The organism is Natronorubrum amylolyticum, assembly GCF_052040145.1.
Lineage (GTDB): Archaea > Halobacteriota > Halobacteria > Halobacteriales > Natrialbaceae > Natronorubrum.
The window spans coordinates 24,094-43,254 of sequence record NZ_JBPPFW010000005.1; the positions used below are offsets into that span (position 1 = coordinate 24,094).

18 protein-coding genes are annotated in these 19,161 nt (G+C 65.9%); 3 read left to right on the plus strand and 15 right to left on the minus strand.

Annotated features, from left to right (window positions below; all coding sequences use genetic code 11):
- The first annotated feature begins 167 nt into the window (after positions 1-167).
- Complete coding sequence (locus ACSFDB_RS17940; RefSeq protein ID WP_440772282.1) at positions 168-2,267, plus strand: hypothetical protein; 2,100 nt, start codon at positions 168-170, stop codon at positions 2,265-2,267.
- A 40-nt stretch (positions 2,268-2,307) separates the two neighbouring features.
- Here the strand turns inward: ACSFDB_RS17940 and ACSFDB_RS17945 are convergent, their stop codons facing one another.
- The 5 genes from ACSFDB_RS17945 to ACSFDB_RS17965 form a co-directional block, all read right to left on the minus strand.
- Positions 2,308-2,847 (minus strand): heme NO-binding domain-containing protein, encoded by a 540-nt coding sequence (locus tag ACSFDB_RS17945; RefSeq protein ID WP_440772283.1) that lies wholly within the window; start codon positions 2,845-2,847, stop codon positions 2,308-2,310.
- A 183-nt stretch (positions 2,848-3,030) separates the two neighbouring features.
- Complete coding sequence (locus ACSFDB_RS17950; RefSeq protein WP_440772284.1) at positions 3,031-3,234, minus strand: hypothetical protein; 204 nt, start codon at positions 3,232-3,234, stop codon at positions 3,031-3,033.
- Positions 3,235-3,342: 108 nt separating this feature from the next.
- Positions 3,343-4,197 carry a ribose-phosphate diphosphokinase gene (locus tag ACSFDB_RS17955; RefSeq protein ID WP_440772285.1) on the minus strand — a complete coding sequence of 285 codons (855 nt, stop codon included), beginning with the start codon at positions 4,195-4,197 and terminating at the stop codon, positions 3,343-3,345.
- A 154-nt stretch (positions 4,198-4,351) separates the two neighbouring features.
- A complete protein-coding gene (locus ACSFDB_RS17960) occupies positions 4,352-4,888 on the minus strand; it encodes a hypothetical protein (protein ID WP_440772286.1) in 537 nt (178 codons plus the stop codon).
- Between the two features lie 104 nt (positions 4,889-4,992).
- Positions 4,993-5,901, minus strand: coding sequence for an HVO_0234 family beta-propeller protein (locus ACSFDB_RS17965; RefSeq protein ID WP_440772287.1), 909 nt, complete (start codon positions 5,899-5,901; stop codon positions 4,993-4,995).
- 81 nt (positions 5,902-5,982) lie between these two features.
- Between ACSFDB_RS17965 and glmM the strand changes: the two genes are divergently transcribed.
- A complete protein-coding gene (glmM, locus tag ACSFDB_RS17970) occupies positions 5,983-7,347 on the plus strand; it encodes a phosphoglucosamine mutase (RefSeq protein WP_440772288.1) in 1,365 nt (454 codons plus the stop codon).
- 113 nt (positions 7,348-7,460) lie between these two features.
- On the opposite strand, the gene ACSFDB_RS17975 is transcribed toward glmM, so the two are convergent.
- The 7 genes from ACSFDB_RS17975 to ACSFDB_RS18005 all read right to left on the minus strand — a co-directional run bounded on the left by ACSFDB_RS17975 (position 7,461) and on the right by ACSFDB_RS18005 (position 15,497).
- Positions 7,461-7,970: an HPP family protein gene (locus ACSFDB_RS17975; RefSeq protein ID WP_440772289.1), complete on the minus strand. Its 510-nt coding sequence runs from the start codon at positions 7,968-7,970 to the stop codon at positions 7,461-7,463.
- A 108-nt stretch (positions 7,971-8,078) separates the two neighbouring features.
- Positions 8,079-8,498 (minus strand): universal stress protein, encoded by a 420-nt coding sequence (locus ACSFDB_RS17980; RefSeq protein WP_440772290.1) that lies wholly within the window; start codon positions 8,496-8,498, stop codon positions 8,079-8,081.
- Positions 8,499-8,582: 84 nt separating this feature from the next.
- Positions 8,583-9,920: a sensor histidine kinase gene (locus ACSFDB_RS17985; protein ID WP_440772291.1), complete on the minus strand. Its 1,338-nt coding sequence runs from the start codon at positions 9,918-9,920 to the stop codon at positions 8,583-8,585.
- Between the two features lie 148 nt (positions 9,921-10,068).
- Positions 10,069-13,449 carry a PAS domain S-box protein gene (locus ACSFDB_RS17990; RefSeq protein WP_440772292.1) on the minus strand — a complete coding sequence of 1,127 codons (3,381 nt, stop codon included), beginning with the start codon at positions 13,447-13,449 and terminating at the stop codon, positions 10,069-10,071.
- A 76-nt stretch (positions 13,450-13,525) separates the two neighbouring features.
- Positions 13,526-14,695, minus strand: a complete 1,170-nt coding sequence (locus ACSFDB_RS17995) for a DUF7118 family protein (RefSeq protein WP_440772293.1) — start codon at positions 14,693-14,695, stop codon at positions 13,526-13,528.
- A 6-nt stretch (positions 14,696-14,701) separates the two neighbouring features.
- Positions 14,702-15,073, minus strand: coding sequence for a phosphoribosyl-AMP cyclohydrolase (gene hisI / locus ACSFDB_RS18000; RefSeq protein WP_440772294.1), 372 nt, complete (start codon positions 15,071-15,073; stop codon positions 14,702-14,704).
- Between the two features lie 133 nt (positions 15,074-15,206).
- Positions 15,207-15,497 carry a hypothetical protein gene (locus tag ACSFDB_RS18005; RefSeq protein WP_440772295.1) on the minus strand — a complete coding sequence of 97 codons (291 nt, stop codon included), beginning with the start codon at positions 15,495-15,497 and terminating at the stop codon, positions 15,207-15,209.
- Positions 15,498-15,666: 169 nt separating this feature from the next.
- Here ACSFDB_RS18005 and ACSFDB_RS18010 point away from each other — a divergent pair, with 169 nt between their 5' ends.
- On the plus strand, positions 15,667-15,795 hold the full coding sequence (locus ACSFDB_RS18010) for a DUF7577 domain-containing protein (RefSeq protein WP_440772296.1): 129 nt from the start codon (positions 15,667-15,669) through the stop codon (positions 15,793-15,795).
- Positions 15,796-15,871: 76 nt separating this feature from the next.
- Here the strand turns inward: ACSFDB_RS18010 and ACSFDB_RS18015 are convergent, their stop codons facing one another.
- The 3 genes from ACSFDB_RS18015 to ACSFDB_RS18025 all read right to left on the minus strand — a co-directional run bounded on the left by ACSFDB_RS18015 (position 15,872) and on the right by ACSFDB_RS18025 (position 18,887).
- The gene (locus ACSFDB_RS18015) at positions 15,872-16,042 is read right to left on the minus strand and encodes a hypothetical protein (protein ID WP_440772297.1); all 171 of its coding nucleotides are present in this window, start codon (positions 16,040-16,042) and stop codon (positions 15,872-15,874) included.
- A 104-nt stretch (positions 16,043-16,146) separates the two neighbouring features.
- Positions 16,147-17,733, minus strand: a complete 1,587-nt coding sequence (serA, locus tag ACSFDB_RS18020) for a phosphoglycerate dehydrogenase (protein WP_440772298.1) — start codon at positions 17,731-17,733, stop codon at positions 16,147-16,149.
- A 95-nt stretch (positions 17,734-17,828) separates the two neighbouring features.
- Entirely contained in the window at positions 17,829-18,887 is a 1,059-nt protein-coding gene (locus ACSFDB_RS18025) for a DUF4397 domain-containing protein (RefSeq protein ID WP_440772299.1), read from the minus strand.
- Positions 18,888-19,161: the final 274 nt, after the last annotated feature.

Below are 19,161 nucleotides of genomic sequence, written 5' to 3' on the forward strand. Positions count from 1 at the left end.
GAGAAAAAGGTGGGATCCGAACCGTTGACGGCCGCTGAGACAGCTGACTGAGGGCGACTGAACGACTCGAGGCGCATTCCTCGAGTCCTCGTTCTGCAGTAATTCTCGCCGGAGAGACAGTATTCGTGCCACAAAAGTCTTAATCTCGGACTTGCCAGAGAGGGGTAGTGAACTCTCGGCTCGCCGTCTGTGTTATCGTTCTCCTCCTGATAGCGAGCCTCCCGGCCGGTATCGCCGGGGCGGGCGGGTTTTCGTCCGTACCCGACGCGTCCGGTGCCTCCGATACGGCAATCGCGAGCGGCGTGAGCGACGGCTCACCGAGTGCGATGGCCGACGAGGACGACGTGCTCCACCAGCGAACCGAACTGCGCCACCTGTCCGATCGGCCGGGCGAGTTCGAAGTCGAGACCACCTTCGAGCCACCGGAGCCGCTGCGCGGGCTCGAGGTCGATCTCCCGGACGATGCGGCCGTCGTGGGCTTCGAGGGCTTCGAGGAGACCGCCGACGGGACGTACCGCTGGGACGAGGCGACCGGGGAGCCGTCGATCCGATACGAGATGCCGGCCGATCGAACGGGTACCGTCCGCCACGACCACGACGAGCGAGACGGGTACACGTTCGTCGACGCCGGCGAGTGGGGCGTCGTTCAGGTCCCCTCGGTCGGGCTCTCCCTCCGAACGCCGCAATCCGTCACGTTGGGCATCGAAGAGACGGTCACCGTCGACGGCGAGGGGGCGACCGGCGACGACATCGCCTTCTTCGGCCCCGTCGAGGAGTACGAGCGGACCGTCGACGGCGAGACGATCAGGCTGGTCGTCCCCGACGCGGCCGACCTGGCGGAGACACCCGACGACATCCTCGAGTCGATCGCGGCGGGCAGCGAACGACTCGATGTCGGCTCGAGCAGCGACGAGGTCTTCATCGTCGCGGTCCCGACCGACGTCAACTGGGGACCGCGGGGCGTCCAGTACGGCGACGCGGACGCGTGGGTCGCCGCCGACGCCGAACTCGAGGTCGCAGCGAACGTCTGGCTCCACGAATACGTCCACGTCCGACAGGGGTTCGCCAGCGGCGAGACGACGGCCGACGCACGGTGGCTCGTCGAAGCGCAAGCGGAGTACTACGGCGCGCTACTGGGCTACGAGGAGGGATCGATCCGCTTCGGCGAGTTCGCCGACCACCTGGAACGGGGCGAGCGCTCGCCGTACGCGGACGGCGCGCTCAACGCCCCCTCTACCTGGGCGGATAGCGACACCGACTACGTGAAGGGGCCGCTCGTCTACGGCGAGATCGATCGACAGCTTCGGCTGGCGACCGACGGTGATCGAACGCTCGAGGACGTCTTCCGACAGTTGAACGCCCAGGACGGATCGGTAAGCGAAGCGGACTTCCTGACGGCACTCGAGGACGCCGGCGGGAGCGACGTCCGAAGTGTCGCCGAGCGGTACACGCAGACCACCGAAACGCCCGAAATGTGGAGCCGCTGGGACCACGGCGACGCGTTCGACCAGCCGTCGGCGACCGTCGAGTACCGACTCGGCTCGGAGCCGATCGAGGTCGCGGGCCAGTCCTGGGAGCGCTGGGACTCGAGCGAACTGGACGGTGTCGAAACCCGTAGCGACACCGTCACCGATGGCGGGGACGTGATGGCCGTCCCCGCTGGAACGACGGTCACCGTTCCGGTCGCGATGGAAAACGTCGACGACCGAGCCGGCACCGCCGACGCGACCCTCGAGGCGAACGGCGAGATCGTCGCGCTCGAGCAGCGCTCCCTCGAGCCCGGCGAGCGGACGACGACGCGACTTTCGTGGGAGCCGCCGTCACCCGGCGTTTACGACCTTCGCGTCGGCGACGATCGGCTGACGGTGTTCGTTCGCTCGAGTCCGAGCCTGACCGTCACCGATCTGCGAGTCGAGCCGGACAGCGTCGATCCCGGCGAGACGGTGACGGCGACCGCGACGGTCACCGCGGACGGCGACCTTCCGGCCGCGGGGACGCTGCCGTTTCAGAGCGCAAACGGAGTCGTGACTGCCAATCCGGTCGCGCTTGCGCCCGGTGAGACGGGAACCACGGCAGTCGATCTGACGTTCGATGACGACGGACGCTACGAGGTGACCGCCGGCGAGCAGTCGACGACGGTTACCGTCGGCGGCGGTCTCTCGAGGGCCGTCTCGGCCGTCGATTCGATAGCCGGCTTCGGCAGCGTCGCCGGAATCGTCGCGCTGGCCGCCGTGCTCGCGATTGCGATGCTCGGTCGGCGGCGGTGAGGTCTCTCCCCGTCGAGCAGCTATCGGCAGACGAACCGTTCTAGGGGCGTTCCACCAGAAACACGCACGCCCCCTCGCCGTCGTCGACACAGCGCTGTTCCGTGACGGTCGCGTCCGCGTCGAAGGCGCGAGCGACTCCCTCGAGGACGCCGTGAGCCAGCCCGCAGTAGGTCGGCTCCCGGTGGGTTCGATACGTCACGCGCACGCTATCGTCCCCGTCGCGGGTACCCGAAACCGACGGGAGCGCGGTGTCGTCGGTCGCCGCGTCGACGTCGTTGATGATTCCCTCGAGGCGCTCGAGGAGGACGAACAGGTCGTCGTCGCGCACGTGCGCGTTGAACGTCGACAGGAGTTCGGGCGCGAGCGTCCGTCCAAAGTCGCGTTCGATCTGGCGTCTGTTCTGGGTCGCCATCGACGCCAGCGTCGAGAGGATGGCCTCGATCTCGTGATCGTCGTAGGTCGAGACGGGGAGGTACAGCGCCGGCTCGAGATCGGCGCGGTCGAGGATCGTTTCCCAGGTCTCCTCGTCGGTGCGGTCGACGACGTACTCCTTGAGCGTCTTGTGGACGATTCCGTGCATCTGAGGTGGGTGGTGACTCGGTGGCTCGCGGTCGAGGGCGAACCGCCCGCGACCTGTACGAATTCCGACTAGCTAAGTCACGGGATGGTATCTACTTAACAGTTATAGTACGGTCGCAGATGGGAGACGGCGTCGCCTCTCTGCACACCACATCGACGGCGGTTCGTCCGTCGTCGCGTCGGACTACGACTCCTCCATCTCCACGTCTTCCAGCACGGCCGTATCGTCGCTCATAATGCGGAGTTTGCCGTCCCCGCACGTGCAGCCGGGCCCCTGTCCGGTTCCGATGGGGCGAATCTCCCCGTCGGGACCGAGACGGACCGCGTGGGCAGTTCCGCAGTTATCGCACACCGCCGCTGCCCGTTGGGTGTCGTCTTCCCCAGCCATCGCTACGCGAACGTGTGCGATAATGCGAGTTAACCCTTACTCAGCGATGCGAACAGGTAGCCGCCGGAGAATCGGTGTGTGACCGACGACCGAGCCGAACGCGAATCGTTACAGCTCCGCCGCGAGCGCCGGTGCGACCGAGACCGCGCTCGCTCCGCGCTCGATCGTGTCGGTGCCGTAGATCGCTTCGACGCCGGCTCGAGAGAGCTTCGTCACGGCGTTGCGCGCGAGCAGCGGGTGGACACAGGTGACGAACACGCGGCCGACGCCGCGGTCTCGGAGGACGCCGACGGCCTCGCTCATGGTCGATCCCGTCGCGATGATGTCGTCGGTGACGACGACGTCGCGGCCGGCCACGTCGACGTCGCTGGGCGTGATCTCGACCTCCGTCCCGGAGTGACGGGTCTTCTCGAAGTAGTCCGTCTCGCCGTCGCCGTAGGCGTCGCGGACCGTCTCGGCGAGTTCGATCGCGCCCGCGTCGGGGGAGAGGAAGACAGGGTCCTCGAGATCGGCGGGGAGGGGGTCGGCCAGTCGGCCCGCCGCGTCGACGGGCGTCGCCGTGGGCTCGAAGAACTCACAGACCGCTTTTTCGTGCGGGTTGACCGTAAGCACGCGATCGGTGCTGGTCGAGACGGCGCGGGCGACCGCTCGCGCGGAGACGGGGTGGCCCGCCTCGAAGGCCGCGTCCTGCCGGCCGTAGCCCATGTAGGGCAGGACGGTGACCACCTCCTCGGCGCCGGCCTCGCGGACGGCGTCCTGCAGTTGCAGCAGTTCGAGGTGTGCATCGCTCGAGACGGTCGAGGCGACGACGATAGCGCGGTCGTCGTCGAAGTCGGGGACGCCAGCGAGCAGTTCGCCGTCCGGAAAACGGTCGTATTTGACGGGAGCGAGCGGTTCCTCGAGTTCGCGTGCGAGAGCAGCGGCCAGCGTCTGCGACGCGGATCCGCTGACGATCGTGGTCATACTCGAGTGGACAGGACGGGGGCTAAACCCGTTTTCGTTCTCCCGCGCCGCGAGCGTTCGAACTCGGCAGCGTTCCCATCGCGACTGAAAACGGAAGGCGGCTCGGCGGAACCGATGCGGCCGACCACACAGCCGAGTGACGCTCAGCAGGGTGCTATGTGTCGACGTCCTCGGCGTTGTCGCCGTCGTCCTCGCGATCCGCGGCCCCGCCACAGTTGCCGTCGGTGGCGTTGCTCGAGTACGTCATGCTGTCGTCGCCCGTGATCCGGACGAAGATGCTGAGGCAGTCGGCAGCGTTCCAGTTCGACGGCGTGATGTCGACCGGGTCGCCCTCGTTGAGCCGGGCCGTGACGCGGAACTGGCCGGCGTCGGCCGCCCAGTCGCGTTCGATCGAGGCGGTCCGGCCGGCCTCGATCGTCTCCGTCTCCCAGACGGCGATCCCGTCGTCGAGCTGGACCAGCAGGTCGATCTGCTGGTCGGTATCGGATAGGTTATCGACGATGATCGCCCCGGAGACCGAGCCCGAAGAGCCGGTCGAGCTGTCGGTCTCTTCCTCCTCGGGCGTCTCCTCGGCTTCAGTACTGTCGTCGTCCCCGTTCTCGTCGTCGGTGCTGCTCGAGCAGCCGGCGATGGCGCCGGCGAGACCAACCCCGGTCGCGCCCAGTAATCGGCGGCGTGGTATCCCACTCATATTGGAAGGGGAAAGTATCGAAGATAGTTAAATCTCCGTCAGACGATCCGTTCGTCGAGAACGAGAGTTTGGAACGAGACCATCCCGAAGCAGGCGGCGGGTCGTTACTCGTCTCGGGGAACGGCGAGTCCCGTCACGTCCCCGACACCGATCGTCTGCGAGCGCCACGGGCCGGCACTATCGTCGGGCGTCGCCGAGAGAAATGATCCACGCTCAGTGACGGCGTAGACCGTCTTCCCGTAGCCGATACCGACGATCGACTCCGTCGAACGATCGTACTCCGTCCAGGTCTCCGCGTCGGCGTCGTAGCCGTAGATGGCCTCTCCCGAGACGGCGTGAGCGCGCGTGAGACGACCCGGATCGGTTTGTGGGTCCGCCGCGACGATCTCAAACGATCCCTCGAGGGCCTCCATCCAGCCGTTGCCGAGCTTGTAGAGCCCGTCGGCGGTCGCAGCGAGCGGAACGCCGGCCGCGGAGACGTCTCGAACGTCCGAGAGGCCGGCGTGATCGAGTTCACCGTCGTGGACGCGGTAGACGCCGCTGTCGGTGCCGACGAGACCGCCGGCGATCGCACGAACCGTCGCGACGCCGTTGTGCTCGAGGAACTCCCACTCGTGGGGTTCCGAATCGGTATCCGCTTCGGCCGGTAGTCGAGCGACATCGCCATCGGGACTGGCGGCGATCAGATCCGAACCGTGCGTTCCGACGGCGACAGCGGGACCGAAGCCGGTGCCGACGAACGTCTCGTCGGACTCGTTCGCATCGGCTTCCGCCGCGCGCGCCTCCCGATCCCCGCGCTCGATGTCGAGCACCTGCACGTCCTCGTCGGTCGCGATAGCAACGGTTTCGCCGGTCGCGGCGATGTCGCGAGCGGGAGTGCGGTCACAGAGCCCGAACTCGCCGACGGTGTCGCCGGCGACGCGGACGCGCACGACGCCGATGGCACTCGCCACGTAGACCTCGAGCGCCCCCTCGCGGCCGCCGTAGACGCGTTTCTCCTCGATAGCATCCATACGTGGACGGTCGTGGCCGCGCGCCGAAAGCGTTCTGTCTGCTTCGGAATCCCTTTGGGGAGTCCGCCCCGACTAGGACCCATGCAAGTATTCGGATCGAGCGGGACACGCGGCGTCGCCAACGAGGAGCTGACGCCCGCGTTCGTCCTCCGCGTCGCGAAAGCGGCGGGGACGGCCTGGGGAGCCGAGCGGGTTGCTATCGCGCGGGACACGCGCTACACCGGGCGCATGTTGGCCGACGCGGCCGCGAGCGGGCTCGCAAGTACGGGAACGGACGTCGACCGGCTCGGGGTTCTACCGACGCCGGGCGCACAGTTTTACGCCGAACGGGAGGGGGTCCCCGTCATCGTGATCACGGCCTCACACAACCCGCCGCAGTACAACGGCGTCAAACTCGTCGGCCGCGACGGGATCGAACTCGCCGTCTCGGACTTAGAGGACATCGAACAGGTGTTGCTCGCCGAGTCGGCCACCGTCGCACCCTGGGACGAGACCGGCCGCGTTCGCGAGATCGAAGGGATCACTCGAGAGTACGTCGAGGAACTGCTCGACGCCTCCGACAGGGAGACCATCGCCGACGCCGAGTTGACGGTCGCGCTCGATCCCGGCCACGGCTCCGGGACCCTCACGAGCCCCGAGTTCTTCCGCGAACTCGGCTGCCGCGTCGTCACCGTCAACGGCCAGCCGGACGGCCACTTCCCCGGTCGGGATCCCGAGCCAGTGCCCGACAACCTCGAGGACCTCGGCCAACTCGTCCGGGCCACCGACGCCGACGTCGGCATCGCCCACGACGGCGACGCCGATCGCGCCATCTTCTTCGACGAGAACGGCGAGTACGTTTCGGGCGACGCCACACTCGCCGCGCTCGCGGCGGCCGAACTCGAGGCCGGCGATACGACCGTCTCCGCCGTCAACGTCTCCCAGCGACTGGTCGACGTCGTCAACGACGTCGGTGCCGACCTCGAACTCACCCCCATCGGGTCGACCAACATCATCACCCGGATCGAGGAACTCGAGGAGAAAGGCAAGCGCGTCCCGATCGCGGGCGAGGGCAACGGCGGGATCTTCTTCCCCGCCTTCCGACTCTCGCGCGACGGCGCGTACACCGCGGCCCGGTTCCTCGAACTCGTCGCCGAACGGCCCGTCAGCGAGATCGTCGCACCCTACGACGACTACGCGAACGTCCGCTACAACATCGAGTACGAGTCGACGGCCGAACGCGACGCGATGATCGACGCCGCGGCGAACCACGCCCAGGCCTCCGACGCCGAACTCAACACGCGCGACGGCTACCGACTGGATCACGGCGACGCGTGGGTGCTCGCACGGCCCTCGGGCACCGAACCGCTCGTCCGGATCTACGCCGAAGCCCGCGACGCCGACCGGGCGAACGAATTAGCCGAAGAGATGTACGAAACGCTCGCCGACGCGAAAGCCGACGCTTGATCGCACTCGATTCCGATTGATCGCGACGCCTGTCCTGTTCCCGTCGAAACTGACGGTGAAAACTAACCAGCGGTAGCGCTCGTAGTCCGGTAGAATCAGATCAACTCGAGTCGCTACGACCGAAACTTCTTCTCGTACCGCGCTCCCGCTCGTTCCGTCGCGAGCAGGAGCTGGTGTGCGGCGACGAGCACCACGACGGTAACGACGATCAACGCTCCCTCGAGGAGCGTCGACAACAATCCGAGCGAGACGATCAGCGTCGTCGCACACGCCGGCGGATGGCGTGTATCGGTAAAGAGCATGCCGGCAACGGTCAACATCGTCGCCAGTACGCTACTCGCGGCGAGTCGAAGCCCCTCGAACGTTCCGGGATCGGCGACGGTCGTCATCGACACGCTGGCCCCGAGCAGGTGGTAGGCGAAGAGGCCGGCCGCGACACCGATCGCGTGGCCGCCGATCACCCGTCGAGGCGCGGTCGCGTCGCTGTCCTGAAACAGCGCGAGCACGAACGCGGACGGACCGAGACTCGGAAAGAGCAGCGGGAGACCGGACAGCCACGCCATCACGGCCGTCGTCGAGATGAGGAGGCCGGTGTGCAGCGTCGTCCCCACCCGATCGTCCATACCGGAACGAACGTGACTCACACGAAAAACCCCGGTGATTCGACGGCTGTCAACTTCTCGAGCCGGGTTTGGATTGCATCTGGACGACCGTGCTACTCGGACCGGCGGCTACGGCACGATCGTCACCGGCACCGACGACTTCCGCGTTACGGCCTCCGCGATGCTGCCGAGCAGCATCCGCGAGACGCCCGATCGACCCTGACTCCCCATCACGATCTGATCGACGTCGTGCTCGCGAGCGTACTCGAGGATCGCGTCGGCCGACGTTCCCTCGATAACGGTCGTCTCGACCGTTCTGTCGTGCGCGGCCGCGATCGAGCGCACGTCCTCGAAGAAGTCGGGTTCGTCGTCTATGCGCTCCCCGCCCCCGGTCGTCACCGGCGGCCGACCGCCACCGTAGCCCGCCTCGAGATCGTCGACCACGTGGAGCACCGTCACCTCGTCGTCCGGGAAGAGCGAGACGGCGTGTTCGAGGGCCGCTCGAGCCCGTTCGGAGTCGTCCATCGGAACGAGCAGGTGTCTGGTCATACTGGTCGTAGGACGGCCGTCGCCTTCAGTTATCGTCCCCGCTGCTCGCTACCTGATGAATACCGAGTACGCCTCTCGATCGGCTCAGCCGTCGCGAGGGTGACTGTCGACCGCCCCTTCACCCGGCTGCCGGTTCTTCGACGCCTGATTTTCCTCGGGCAGCGTGAAGCGAAACGTCGATCCCACACCCGGTTCGGACTCCACCCAGATCTCGCCACCGACGGACTCACGTCGCTCGTCTGTCGACTCCGGTCTCACGCTGTTCGCTCGGACGCCGTGACGCTCGACGATCCGCTTGCACACCGCCAGCCCGATACCCGAGCCGCTCTGTTCGTCGATCGAGTGGAGCCGTTGAAAGATGTTGAAGATGCGGTCGCGGTCGTCGGGATCGATACCGACCCCCTCGTCGCGGACGGCGATCGTCCACTCCGTCCCCGCGGACCCCGGGGCTGTACCGTCCTCTCGCGATGGTTCAGCCGAAACGTGAATTCGCGGCGGCTCGTCGCCGCTGTAGTCGATCGCGTTCGAGAGGAGGTTCTGGAACACCTGTCGCAACTGATTCTCGTCGCCGTCAACGGTGGGTAACGGGTCGCGGGTGAGTTCGGCGTCGTGCTCCTCGATTTTGAACTGCAGATCGGTGCAGACGTCGTCGAGTACGGCGTCGAGGTCGACGGGTTCGAACTGCTCGCCCTCCGTTTCGACCCGCGAGTACTCGAGCAGACCGTCGATCATCGCGCGCATCCGGTCGGCACCGTCGACTGCGTACGCGATGAACTCCTCGGCGTCGGAATCGAGGTCGTCGCCGTACCGGCGCTCGAGGAGTTCGAGGTAGCTCGTCACCATGCGCAGCGGCTCCTGTAAGTCGTGGGAAGCGGCGTACGCGAACTCCTCTAAGCGCTCGTTCGAGGATTCAAGCTCCGAGACCGCCTCCTCGAGGCGCTGTTCCGTCTGCCGCAGTCGCTCGTTCTGTTTCTCGAGTTCGTACTTCTGCTCCAGTTCGGCGTTTTTCCGCTCGAGCGCTTTCGCCTGCGTGAGGGTGCGTGCGTTCTGAACGCCGGCCAGGAGTCCGGTGACCGACCCGATCGACAGCAGGATTAGATGCGTCCCGACCGTGAGATCGAGGTCGACGCCGGGGTGGAGTTCACGCAGGCCGACGGCGAGCGTTATCGCGGCGACGCCGCCGGCAGTCCACGCGGCGATCCGGGAATAGAGTTCGGGCGGAATCGTCGTGGTCGGCAACCAGACGCCGACGTACACCATCACGGCTCCAGGGAACCCGATCAGAACCGCGTCGATGACGACCTCCAACAGAGCCACTTCCGGCCGGTCCCCGTTGATGACGAGCGTATACAGTATCGACCCGCCTGCACTGGCGAGAATGAGGACGCCCAGTACGGTGAAGAGGCGGTTCCAGTGACTCATCGCCACCCGATAGGATATCGCTGTACATTAACAGAGTGGTGTCAACTTAGGACTACTTTTCGGACAGTCAGCCGCGCTGACCGATTCGGATACGAGCCGACTAATGCGGGTTCAGTGGCCGTTTTGGGCCCTCGAACGAGCGTAGCCGTCACTCGAGCCGGCGATCCACCGCCGGTAGCGACACGGAGAACGTCGAGCCCTCGCCGGGCGTCGAGTCGACTCGGATCTCCCCGCCGTGGCGTTCGATGATCCGCTGACAGAGCGCCAGCCCGATCCCCGTTCCCGGATGTTCGTCGCGACTGTGCAAGCGCTGGAACACCTCGAAGATGCGGTGAGTCTCCGCGGGCTCGATACCGATCCCGTCGTCGATAACCGAGACGGTCCACATCCTCCCGTCGCGCTCGCTCTCGATGCGGACTCGCGGCTCGTCGTCGCTGTACTCGAGCGCGTTCGAGAGGAAGTTCTGGAACACCTGCCGAAGCTGGTTGGCGTCGCCACGAACTCGCGGCAACGACTCGACCGTGATCTCGGCGCATTCCTCGTCGATCCGCAGCTGAAGGTCCTCGAGTGCGTCCGCGACGACGGTCTCGAGGTCGGTCGGCTCGAGCGGATCGCCCTGCGTATCGACGCGTGAGTAGGCGAGTAGGCCGTCGATCATCTCGCGCATCCGGTCGGCGCCGTCGATCGCGAACGCGAGAAACTCCTCGCCGTCGTCGTCGAGGTCGTCGCCGTACCGGCGCTCGACGAGCTGGAGGTAGCTCGAGACCATCCGTAACGGCTCCTGGAGGTCGTGGCTGGCGGCGTAGGCGAACTGTTCGAGCCGTTCGTTCGACGTCTCGAGTTTCGAGACCGTCTCCTCGAGTTTTCGCTGGTACTCCCGGCGTTCGGTGATCTCCGTCTGGGTGACGACACCGCGACTGATCTCGCCGTTCGCGTCGCGGACCGGCATCCCGTGGATCATGACGATCCGTTCCTCGCCGTCGGCGGCCTCGATCTCGAAGATGTCCGGATCCGTGACGATCTCTCCCTCGAGGACGCGAGACATCGTCCACTCCCCGGACTCGACCGATTCACCGTTCTCAGCCCAGCGTGCGGTGTACTGCTCGTACTCCTCGACCGACGCCGCATCGAAGACGTCTCCGCCCCAGATCTCCTTGGCGGCGTCGTTAGCCTCGACGAGTTGGCCGTCGGCGTTCGCGACCACGACGCCGACAGGGAGGAGTTCGAACAGCGTCTGGAGCTGTTTCTGGCTCTTCTCGAGGGCGATTTCGGCGCGTTTTCGGTCCGTGATATCCGTGATCGCGCCGGGGAACGTCTCGGGAGTTCCCGTCTCGTCGGTCTCGACGTAGCCGCGAGCGACGACCCACCGGAGTTCCCCGTCGGCGTTCCAGACGCGGTACTCCTCCTCGTACTCGCCACAGGAGGCGACGGCGTCGGTGATCGCCGCTTCGACGCGCTCGCGATCCGCCTCGTGGACTGACGAGGTGATCCGCTCGAGGGGAACGCCCTCCCGAGCGGCGTCGGGATCGAGGCCGAATGTGCGGGCGAACGACGCGCCGGTGACGAACCGATCCGTCTGAATCTGCCACTCCCAGGTGCCGACTGCGCCGGCCTCGGTCGCCGCCTCGAGCTGGGCTTTCGCGTCCTCGAGGTACCGCTCGTAGGCTTTCTGTTCCGTGATATCCTGCGACATCGTCATTCCGGCGAAGACGTCACCCCGCTCGTCCGTGATCGGAATCGCTCGCACGCGCCACTCGCGATCCGCGTACTCCATCTCGGCCGCGGCTTCCTCCCCCTCGAGTGCGGCCCGAAAGATCGGCTCGAGCGCGTCGGCAGTGTCGCCGGGCCAGGCGTCTACGACGGTTTTCCCCTCGATATCGTCGGGTTCGACGGGAATGCGGTCGAACCCCTGTCCCGCGGCCAACGTGTACCGGAGATCGTGGTCGAACAGGGTCACGAGACCGCCGGGGAAGTAGTTGACCAACGTCCGATAGCGCTGTTCGGACTCCTCGAGGATCCGTTCGCGCTCCTTACGATCGGTGATATCACGAGTGACGCCGACGCGGACGTCATCGTCCTCGAGGACGGCGAATCGACTCTCGATCGTGAGTTTCTCGCCCGTCGCCGTTCGGATGGATTCCTCGAAGGTCGGGTTCACGTCGGCCTCGTCGACGTTCGATCGTTCCGCTTCGACCGCGTCGAACTCGTCGCCGAAGACGACGGACGCGTGCGCGCCGAGCAGGTCCTCTCGAGAGAAGCCCGTCATCGCCAGAAAGCCGTCGTTGACGAGCGTGAACCGCCGGTCCGCGTCGAGCGCGTACACCCCGTCGTCGATCGTCTCGACGAGCGTCTCGTAGCGGTCGCGCTCTCGTTCGCGTTCCTTCTGTTCGGTGACGTCTCGGAAGTAGATCGAAAGCCCCGTTTCGGAGGGGTAGACGTAGTCTTTGAACCAGGTGTCGAGCGCCGGATAGTACTCCGTGATGGAGGACGACTCCTGACTCTCCATCGCCTCCCGGTAGCACGTTTCGAACGGCGACCCGGCCAGGTCGGGGAACGCCTCCCAGAGCGTCGCGCCGAGGAGTTCCTCGCGCTCGGTCTCGAGGATCTCCTCGGCCCGGTCGTTGACGTGGGTGAACACCCAGTCCTCGTCGAGCGCGATGAGTCCGTCCGTGATCCGGCCGTAGACTTCGCTCAACTCGGCCGAGAGCTCGTCCGTGCGGCGCTCGAGTCGCCGTTCGCGCTCTTTGAGGTGCGTGACGTCCTCGGCGGAGGCGACGACGCGGTCGATTTCGCCATCCTCGGATCGCAACGGCGCGGTGTTCGTCGAGATCCACCGGTCGTCGCCGCCGGGCTGTTCGATCCGAAGCACGCGGTCGTAGACGGATTCGCCCGTCGCCAGCGTGTGCGTGAACGGATGGTCGTCGATCGAGAGCCGGTTGCCGGCTTCGTCGTAGACGACTCTGTCAGACGGCTCGTACGCGTCGGCCGACTCCCGCGGAACGTCGAGAATGTCTCTGAGGCGCTCGTTCATCCGCGTTACCTCGCCGTTCGCATCGAGGACCTGAATGCCGACGGGACTGGTCTCGAGGATTCGATCCGTCAGATTGCGTTCGCGCCGGAGTTGCCGTTCGCGTTCGCGACGGTCGGTCATATCGCGAGTGACTTTCGCGTAGCCCTGGATCTCCCCGTCGTCGTCTGTAACGGTGGTGATTCGGACGTTCGCCCAGAACTCCGTCCCGTCCTTTCTGCGGCGCCACCCCTCGTCCTCGGTCGACTCCGCGTCGGCAGCGGCGGCGAGGTTCCTCGCTGGAACTCCTGCGTCCCGATCCGCGTCGGTGTAGAACCGCGAGAAGTGTTCGCCCAGAATCTCCTCGCGTTCGTAGCCTTTGATCTGTCTCGCCCCCTCGTTCCACGTGACGACGTAGCCCTCGAGATCGAGCATGAAAATCGCGTACTCCTCGACGGCATCGACGAGCGAGCGAAACTGCTGGTCGCTCTCCTGGAGTTGCTGATCCCGACGTTCGGTCATGCCTAGTACAGGCGGCAGCGAGAGAAAAAGCCTCGCTCGGTGCGGCCCCGAACGAGCCGCGACGGCCCCGATGGTCCTACACTGGATCGTCGATCTCGAGCGTCGCTTCGAGCCGTTCCCGCTCGGTTCGCAGGGCCTCGAGTTCGTCGGCGACACGGCCGTCGGCCAGCCGCTCGCGTTCGGCGGGGGTGAGCTGGGCGACCGCCTGGGCCGCCGTCTGCAGTCGGTCGTAGTCGAACGCGGGATCGGTCGCAAGTCGACGGATCGAGCGGAGTTTCGCGACGCACTCCTCGTCCGCCACGCGGGCGACGAACGGGCGCATTTCGCGCGTCCGCCGCCGGAGGACCCCCGCCTCGTCCGGCGGCCACTCGATCGTCAGCGGCTCGGCGTCGATCCCGTCGAGGAACGTCTGCTGGGTCGCGACCCGCCGCTTGAGTTCGTCCGCGCTCGCGACATAGTGGTCGAGTTTCGAGTGCGAGTAGTTCGCGTACTCCAGTAGCTCGGGGATCGTGTACTCGCCGGCCGGATCGTCTCGAACGTAGGCCGCCAGATCGTCGGGGGGCTGCTGGTAGTCGACGAAGGGGTACCAGCGACTCCGGTCGAGCAGGGCGAACACGTCGCGGGCCGATGCCTCGAGTCGAAACGCCTGAAACGCCGCGTCGATCGCCTCGTTGTAGCTCTCGATCGGCTCGCGAAGCTCCTCGACGGGAGCCTCGAGATCCGCGTTCGCGAGTTCGAGCAGTCGCTCGTGGTCCGCGATCTCGTCGTCGAGTCGTCGGTAACGTTTCCCGGCCGCCGTCCGCGCGTCGTCGATCGCCTCGCGGGCGGCCTCGCGTTCTTCGAGCAGTTCGGCGTACTGGGCCGCCGGTTCGAGGGCGTCGTGTGCCCGCTCGAAGTCCGACTCGCTGAGCCGGCGCTTGTCGATCGCGTCGAGGGCCGCCTCGAACGCCTCGCGGCCCTTCAGATCGTCGGGCAGACTCGTCACCAGCGAGTCGAACTTCCCCTCTAACTGGACGTAGGCCTGGAAGTTTTCTCGGCCGGTGCCCGTCGCTCGGTCGACGTAGTTCTCGAGGAGGTCCGTCGCGTCCCGATACGCCTCGGCCGCGTCGGTGACGGCCTCGCCGCCGTGGTCTTCGATCCGTGCTTCCGCTCGCTCGAAGCGTTCGCGGGCCGCCTCGAGCGCCTCGAGCGGCGTCTGTTCGTCTGGGCTCGCATCCGCGCCGGAGTGGTGGACGCGTTCGCTCATGTGCGATTAGTCGTCGTAGACGGCGTCGGGATCGAACACTCGGTCGCCGACGTTCTCGCCCTCGATCGTCCGGTAGAAGCACGACCGGTGGCCGGTGTGGCAGGCGCCGCCCGCTTGATCGACCAGGTAGAGCAGCGTGTCGGCGTCGCAGTCGACGCGGACCTCGTCGACGGCCTGGGTGTGGCCGCTCGTCTTCCCCTTCTGCCAGAGCTCGTCACGGCTCCGGGAGTAGTAGTGGGCCGTCCCGGTCTCACGCGTGCGCTCGAGCGCCTCGGGGGAAACGTAGGCGAGCATCAGCACCTCGCCCGTCTCGGCGTCCTGTGCGACGGCGGGGACGAGTCCGTCCTCGCCGAAGTCGACCGCAACGTCGTCGTCCATAGACGAGGGATGGTTTGGGACGCCGATAGGTCTTTTGTCACGGTATCGCGTCTCGGTCGTCGCCCTCGGCTTGCCGACATTCGTGCTGGATGCGAACGCGACGGTCTCGAGTCGCGTACGGGTTCAAAAATCGTCAGTTCGCCTGCCGCTTCTCGCTCCGTTCGTCGTCCTCTGACGGCAGCGCGAACAGGATCACGACGAGCGACAACGCGACGAGCCAGAGTCCGAGAGCGAGCGGCCCGGCATCCGACGGCACGACGATCAACCCGGACAGCACCTCGAGCCCGATCGTCAACAGGAGCAGGGCGAAGATCGAGATGACGGCGAGACCGAGCCCCTTGCGCAGCATCCACCGACTCTCCGCTGCGTCGGCGGTGGAACTCGGAGTCGATCGGGGTTCGGATGGGTGGGATGCGAGTGACATTGGGTTCGCCTCTCCGAGAACTACGTTCCCGGAGGGAATAACCTCGCGTACTGGCAATCGGACCTGTCGGGAACCCAGCGGACGGTCGCGGTCTCGAGACCGGCGCTTCCCGTTCAGGCTTGCAAACGTCAGCGCACCCGATATTGGCCTCGAGACCGGAGCGTCGGCGATGGGCTCCAACACGCAGATCGATCAGCCGGTCAGATGCCGCGCCTGCGGAACGACGAACGACCATTACTACACCTACTGCCGGAACTGTCTCCAGACGCTGCCCCCGAAGCCCGACGCGAAACGGTGACCGCGAGACCTCCGTCGCGAGCACTGAGACGTCACGCGCTCGATTCCGCGGACGTCCATCGCTCGCCGGTCATCGATTACACATCGGTCGCGCGGCGGAACAGATAGACGACCGCGATTGCGGTAAACAGATACCCGACCATCCGTCCGACGAACGGAACGAGCAGCAGCAAAACGACCGTCACGAGTGCGAAAACGACGACGAGTTCGACCATTTCGGCAGCGGGACGGGGGAACGAGTCGAGCATCCGGTCGCATCGTCACGCTCGAGAGACATTACTGTGGGAGAAATACAATTTCGGAGACAAGAAATGGTCGGCTCGTTACGGAATCGATGGCCGCCGAACCGTCCCTACGCCTGTCCGTTCAGCGTGATGTAGTTGATGCCGATGATCCGGTCGTCTTCCTCGAGTTCCTCCTTCGCTTCGTCGGGGACCTGACTGTCGACGTTGTACACCGTCAGCGCCTCGCCGCCGATGGTCTCGCGGGCGTTGAACATGCCGGCGATGTTGACGCCGTGTTTGCCCATCACGGAGCCGATGAGACCGATAACGCCGGGTTCGTCGGTGTTGCGCGTGACGACCATCTTTCCGTGAGGGATGGCGTCGACACGATAGCCGTCGACGCGAACGATCCGCGGGTCGTCGCCCGCAAAGAGGGTGCCGTCGACCGACACCTCGTCGTCGTCGTTGCTGACGGTCACCGAGATCAGGCTCTGGAAGTCCGCGGCCTGCCGCGTTTTCGATTCGGTGACGTCGACGCCGCGGTCCTCCGCAATCTGGGGCGCGTTGACGGCGTTGACCTGCCACTCGAGCGGTTCGAAGACGCCCTTCAACGCGCTGGCGGTGACGAACTCGACGTCTTCGTCGGCGATGTCGCCCTCGTAGGAGATTTCGATGTCCTCGATGCGACCCTCGAGGAGTTGGGCGGCGACCTTGCCGGCCGTCTCGGCGATATCGATGTAGGGCTCGAGGCGGGGAAACGCGGCCTCGTCGATCGACGGCGCGTTGAGCGCGTTCGCGACGGGGTCCCCGACGAGTGCGGCGCTGACCTGCTCGGCCGTCGAGGTCGCGACGTTCTCCTGGGCGGCCTCGGTCGACGCGCCGAGGTGGGGCGTGACGATGATGTCCTCGTGCTCGAGCAGCGGCGAGTCCGCCGAGAGCGGTTCCTCGGCGAAGACGTCCAGCGCCGCGCCGGCGAGCGTGCCGTCCTCGACCTTGGCGGCGAGGGCGTCCTCCTGAATGATGCCGCCGCGGCCGACGTTGACGATGTAGCCGTCCTCGAGCAGATCGAGTTCGTCCTCGCCGATCATCCCCTCCGTCTCGGGCGTCAGCGGCGTGTGGATCGTCAGGAAGTCGGCGCGCTCGAGGCACGGTTCGAAGTCGACGAGTTCGGCGCCGAGGCGGTCGGCGCGCTCCTCGGAGATGTAAGGGTCGAAGGCGACGATGTCCATGCCCAGCGAGTCGAGTTTCTTGGCGACCTCCTGGCCGACGCGGCCGAGGCCGACGACACCGAGCGTCTTGGTGTCGAGTTCGGCGCCGAGATACTCGCTTTTGGCCCACTCGCCGTTCTTCAGGCGGATGTGGGCCTGCGGGATCGAGCGCGCGGCCGCGAACGTCATCGCGACGGTGTGTTCGGAGGCCGCGCGAACGTTCCCCTCGGGAGCGTTGGCGACGATAACGCCTTCGTCCGTAGCAGCCTCGATATCGATGTTGTCGACGCCGATGCCGGCGCGGCCGACGATGACGAGTTCCTCGGCCGCCTCGAGGACCTCGTCGGTGACTTCGGTGCCCGAGCGGACGATCAGTCCGTGGGCGTCCGACACCGCCTCGAGGAGGGCCGCACCCTCGAGTTCGTAGCCTGTCTCGACCTCGTGGCCGGCATCTCTGAGTACGTCCAGACCCGCATCAGCGATCGGATCCGTGACGAGAACCTTCATGCGCGAGACAATCGTGTGGAGCAGGTAAACCCTTCCGTTGTTGGGAGGCGTGGCAAAAATTGTCCGCAGTGGACTCACGGCCGACGCGGTAACGATCAGTAGTTGCTGGTGCCTTCCATCGTCGGACCGTCTCGAAAGATGCTGACCGACAGCTGTCGATCCTCGGGTGCCCCAACATCCGCATAGCCGATGATCCAGCACGTGTAGACGGCTCGCGAGGCGAACTCGAACTCGAACGACAAGAGCGGGTCCGACGTCTCCGGATCGGTCGGTTGCACGTCCTCCGGTTCGGTCGGCTCTTCGATCGGGTACTCATCGTCCGGGTAGTCGCCGTCCGAGTCGCCGTCATCCGGATAGCTGTCGTCCGGATAGCCGTCGTCCGGGTAGCCATCGTCCGACTCCGGTGGATACGGCTCGGGTCCAGTCGGTGCTTCGGGTGGATAGCCCTCGCCGGTATCCCCACCGTCCGGTTCCGGTGCCGGATCGTCCCCGGGGATCGGATACGCCTCGTCGATCGGTTCACCTTCGACCGTCGAGTCGGTATCAGTGACAGCGTCCTCGGTCTCGGCGGGACTCTCGCTCGAGGGGATGAGATCCATCGTGTGGGTCCCCGCGGGCAGGTCGATATACGACGTTGCGTCGCCGTACTGGACGGACTCGAAGAGCACCGTCTCGCCGTCGACGACGACGTCGACGGCCGGCGCATCCGGCGACACGTGGACCAGTCCCACGTCCGATTGTCCCTGCTCCGGGAGTTGATACTCCGACGTGGCCTCGAATCGACTGTCCAGTTGCAGCGAGTTCATCTCAGTGAGTCCGTAGAGCATAACCGTGTAATAACCGGGCTCGAGATCGAACATGATGTTGCCGTGTCGCTCAGTCTCGCCGGCCTCGGCGAGCGAAACGGAGTACGTACCGGCTTGGAGTTCGACGTAGTTGGTCATCTCGTCGTAGCCGATATTCGCCGCGATGGGGTAATCGTTGAAGTAGAAATCCACGGGCGGCGCGTCCGGCGAGAAGTGGGCGACGCTGACAAGCACACTGCCCGTCGAGGGCTCCTGTCCCTGCTGCTGTCCGAGCGCGGATCCACTGACAACGCTGATCGCGCCCATCGCACCGACCGACTTGAGTATCGCTCGTCGTGTGTGTGTCATAGCCGCTACTGGAGATGATCAGACAGGTGAAAATCCAGTTCGATCGTTCCACCGCTGGATTGAAATTACCCGAGCACCATCGACTGTTGCTCGAGACAGTCAAACCCCTCGCTCGACGAACGACTGTCGGTCCCGTGAGAGGGTTCGTCCCGGGAGACCCGTGCGATATCGTCTCACGGAGATGCGGGAAATCAGTCGATACCGCCGAGCAATTAGCTGTGGTTCGGGACTCCGTCTCGAAGAGTGTCTTCGATCGCGACTCCCGGCACCGCCC

Excerpts from the sequence above, each read along its gene's own strand:
- ACSFDB_RS17945 (WP_440772283.1), bottom strand. The coding sequence starts at position 2,847 with ATGCACGGAATCGTCCACAAGACGCTCAAGGAGTACGTCGTCGACCGC.
- ACSFDB_RS17950 (WP_440772284.1), bottom strand. The coding sequence starts at position 3,234 with ATGGCTGGGGAAGACGACACCCAACGGGCAGCGGCGGTGTGCGATAAC.
- ACSFDB_RS17955 (WP_440772285.1), bottom strand. The coding sequence starts at position 4,197 with ATGACCACGATCGTCAGCGGATCCGCGTCGCAGACGCTGGCCGCTGCT.
- ACSFDB_RS17960 (WP_440772286.1), bottom strand. The coding sequence starts at position 4,888 with ATGAGTGGGATACCACGCCGCCGATTACTGGGCGCGACCGGGGTTGGT.
- ACSFDB_RS17965 (WP_440772287.1), bottom strand. The coding sequence starts at position 5,901 with ATGGATGCTATCGAGGAGAAACGCGTCTACGGCGGCCGCGAGGGGGCG.
- glmM (WP_440772288.1), top strand. The coding sequence starts at position 5,983 with ATGCAAGTATTCGGATCGAGCGGGACACGCGGCGTCGCCAACGAGGAG.
- ACSFDB_RS17975 (WP_440772289.1), bottom strand. The coding sequence starts at position 7,970 with ATGGACGATCGGGTGGGGACGACGCTGCACACCGGCCTCCTCATCTCG.
- ACSFDB_RS17980 (WP_440772290.1), bottom strand. The coding sequence starts at position 8,498 with ATGACCAGACACCTGCTCGTTCCGATGGACGACTCCGAACGGGCTCGA.
- ACSFDB_RS17985 (WP_440772291.1), bottom strand. The coding sequence starts at position 9,920 with ATGAGTCACTGGAACCGCCTCTTCACCGTACTGGGCGTCCTCATTCTC.
- ACSFDB_RS17990 (WP_440772292.1), bottom strand. The coding sequence starts at position 13,449 with ATGACCGAACGTCGGGATCAGCAACTCCAGGAGAGCGACCAGCAGTTT.
- ACSFDB_RS17995 (WP_440772293.1), bottom strand. The coding sequence starts at position 14,695 with ATGAGCGAACGCGTCCACCACTCCGGCGCGGATGCGAGCCCAGACGAA.
- hisI (WP_440772294.1), bottom strand. The coding sequence starts at position 15,073 with ATGGACGACGACGTTGCGGTCGACTTCGGCGAGGACGGACTCGTCCCC.
- ACSFDB_RS18005 (WP_440772295.1), bottom strand. The coding sequence starts at position 15,497 with ATGTCACTCGCATCCCACCCATCCGAACCCCGATCGACTCCGAGTTCC.
- ACSFDB_RS18010 (WP_440772296.1), top strand. The coding sequence starts at position 15,667 with ATGGGCTCCAACACGCAGATCGATCAGCCGGTCAGATGCCGCGCCTGC.
- ACSFDB_RS18015 (WP_440772297.1), bottom strand. The coding sequence starts at position 16,042 with ATGCTCGACTCGTTCCCCCGTCCCGCTGCCGAAATGGTCGAACTCGTC.
- serA (WP_440772298.1), bottom strand. The coding sequence starts at position 17,733 with ATGAAGGTTCTCGTCACGGATCCGATCGCTGATGCGGGTCTGGACGTA.
- ACSFDB_RS18025 (WP_440772299.1), bottom strand. The coding sequence starts at position 18,887 with ATGACACACACACGACGAGCGATACTCAAGTCGGTCGGTGCGATGGGC.